The following is a 3,216-nucleotide window of genomic DNA, read 5'->3' on the forward strand; positions in this document are numbered from 1 at the left end:
GCCGCCGCGATTTCGCCCTGTGAATGCCCTACCACCGCGGCCGGCTCCACTCCACCGGCCTGCCACAACCGCGCCAACGACACCGATACCGCGAACAAAACCGGCTGCAGCACATCCTCCCGGTCCAGCGACGCCGCACCCGCCTCCCCGCGCAGCACCTCTGTCAACGACCAATCCACGAACGGCGCCAACGCCGCCTCGCACTCCGCGATCGACTCCGCGAACACGCCCCCCGACGCCAACAACGCCGCGCCCATCCCCACCCATTGACTTCCATGCCCCGAAAACACGAAAACTACCCGCCGGGACGCGGCACGACCTGTCACCGCCAAGGCAGCACCGGCAGCCGGTGCCGCCGTCGGATCGGCCAACACGGCCAACCCGGCACCCATCGCGTCGACCTCGTGCCCGACCACAGCACCTCGCCACTCCAACGGCATGCGTGAACGCGACAGCGAATACGCCACATCGACGGCACGGGCCTCCGGATGATCGGCCAACCACTCCCGCAACCGAACAGCCTGCCCCCGCAGTGCCTCCGGACTCTGTCCGGACAACACCCACGCCAGGGGCCGCGAGCCGGATGACCGCCCGGCGTGCCCTTCTCCCGCAAAGGGCACGGGAGCTTCCTCCAGAATCACATGGGCGTTCGTGCCGCCCATGCCGAACGACGACACCCCCGCTCGGCGCAGCGCCGCGGCAGACCAGTGGTCCGGCGCGGTTTGCACCCGCAACCCCAGCTCGTCGAGCGGGATCCGCGGGTTCGGGGTGTGAAAGTTCAGGCTGGGCACCAGTTCTCGATGCCGCAGGCACAACGCCGTCTTGATCAGGCCGGCGATCCCCGCGGCACCTTCCAGATGTCCGATGTTGGTCTTGGTCGAACCGACGGCCAACGGCGCGTCCACGGGCCGCCCCACGCCATAGGTCTCGCCAAGGGCCGTCGCCTCCACCGGATCGCCCGCCGGCGTGCCGGTTCCGTGCAGCTCCACATATTGCACCGACGAGCCGTCTACCCCGGCCGCCGTTAGTGCCGCCCGAATAACTGTCTTTTGCGACGCCACACTGGGTGCGCTCAACACCTGACGTTCGTTGCCGCTGTTGACCGCACTACCACGAATCACCGCGTAGACCCGGTCTCCGTCGGCGAGTGCACGCGCCAACAGCTTGAGCACGATGACGCCGCCACCTTCACCGCGCACCGTGCCATCCGCGCGTTCATCGAAGGTATAGCACTTTCCCGAGGGCGAGTGCGCACCGAATTGTTCATAGCGCTCGCCGCTCAACGGCGAGAGAATGAAGTTCAGCCCACCTGCCAGCGCCATGTCGCATTCGCCGCTGCGAACCGATTCGCAGGCCAGGTGCACCGCGACCAGCGACGAGGACTGCCCGCTGTCGACTACGATGCTCGGGCCGGTGAACCCGTAGTAGTTGGAGATTCGGTTGGCGGCCACACCCCTACCGACACCCTGCAATGAATGCCTGCCGATGCCGGATTTGCCTTGCGCGGCCACTATTTCTGCGAAATCGGTTCCGGTGCAGCCCAGGAACACTCCTGCTCGCGCGCCGGTCCGGTCGCCGAAGCCCGCGTCCTCCAACGCCTCCCAACTCAGCTCGAGACCGAGGAGCTGCTGCGGATCGATCGACCGCGCTTCGTTGGGCGGCACGCCGAAGAAGTCGGCGTCGAATTCTGACACCGAATCGAGGAATCCGGCCGTCTCGTCGATTCCAGGACGGTCGGCGGGAGCGGAGCCGATGGCATCGCGACCATCGCGCAGCAGCCGCCAGAAGTTTTCGAGGTCCGAAGCGCCCGGCAGCCGGCACGACATTCCGACAATAGCGATCTCATTCGCCGATTCGACCATGGGAATTCCTGTCTCGCCTTATCCGATACCAAGCATTGTTATTTCGCGCTCATGCGCTCTAGCAGCCACGTCAGACACCGCCACATCAGGGCAGGCGGCTTGTCGGGATGGTTATTTCGAATCGTCATCGTCCCTCGCCTCGAGCCAGCGCCGTATCTCGTCCGCCGCGGCGGCGGAGGCCGCTTCGATGATCGAGAAGTGGTCCGCGTCGATCTCGACCGTGTCGCCCGTGTGCTGCCACGCGGGCACCGGCTCGACGAGGTCCAGGCCGGGCAGCGGCGTCGTAGCCCGCAGGTTGAACGTCGGCGCGGCGATCGATGCGGGTTGCCGCTCGTCGAATATCTGCATGTACTTCGCCATGGCGACCAGGCCGTGATCACTGATCTCAGTCATCTCGTGTTCGAGGTCGAGCACAGAGCCGATCGCACTCACCAGTACCCGACGACGTTGCTCCGCATCGTCGGGCGAATAGGCGTCGAGCAATATCACCGCCGCGGGCCCACGCCCGCTCTTCTCGAGGCGATGCGCCAACGCATGCGCGATCGCGCCGCCTGCCGAATAACCGACAAGAACGATCGGCTGCAGATCATCGACGCCCTCCACGGTCGTCGCCAAACAATCCAGCAACGCATCCCACGACTCGGGCAGGGGTTCCCCGGGCTGAGTTCCCGGAAGGCGCAGCGCGGCTATCGTGCGGTCGGTGCCGAGCTCGCGCGCCAGCCGACCGAACTGGTGCGGTCCGGTACCGACCACGAACGACGGAACACAGATCAGCGAGGGTCGGGACGTCCCTCTGCTCAGCGGTATCGGCGCCGGCTTGACGAGCAACTCGGCGCCGGTGGCGAATGTCTCGGCGAGCTTGGCGCTCTCCAGCAGCATCGGTATCGCGGCTTCGACTCGACCGCGCCGATGTGCGGCCAACACCAGTTCGGTGAGACCACCCCGGATCGCGGATTCCATGGGCGCCGCGGTGGGAGTGTCCACCGTGGTGTGCGTGGTTTCGGTGATCCGGGACCACAGGTAGTCGGCCAGCGCCCGAGCGGTGGGGTGATCGAAGACGACGGTGGAGGGCAGTGGCAGGCCGGTGGCCTTGGCGAGTCGATTGCGGAACTCGACTCCCGCCAGCGAATCGAATCCCAACTCCGGGAATGGGGCGTCCGGATCGATCATGTCCTTGGACTCGTGTCCGAGTATGGCGGCGATGTGTTCCCGGACGACGGTCAGCACGACACCCGAGATTTCGGCTTCGGGTGTGGACGCCAGTCGTTGTGCTAGTGATCGTATGGTGTCGACGTGGCGTGTGGAGGTGGTGACCAGGGAGTTGAGTGTTTTGGGTAGTGTTCCTGCGGTGGCT

Annotated in this window: 2 protein-coding genes; both read right to left on the reverse strand. The window is 66.0% G+C overall.

Translation table 11 applies throughout. The features are described 5' to 3' along the window. Positions 1–1,862 (reverse strand): type I polyketide synthase (locus AB0H00_RS31850; RefSeq protein ID WP_357273631.1); only part of this gene is annotated, 1,862 nt, incomplete at its 3' end. Positions 1,863–1,973: 111 nt separating this feature from the next. Beyond that, positions 1,974–3,216 (reverse strand): alpha/beta fold hydrolase (locus AB0H00_RS31855; RefSeq protein ID WP_357273633.1); only part of this gene is annotated, 1,243 nt, incomplete at its 5' end.

It is taken from the genome of Nocardia sp. NPDC023852 (genome assembly GCF_040639505.1).
In the GTDB taxonomy this organism is placed as follows: domain Bacteria; phylum Actinomycetota; class Actinomycetes; order Mycobacteriales; family Mycobacteriaceae; genus Nocardia.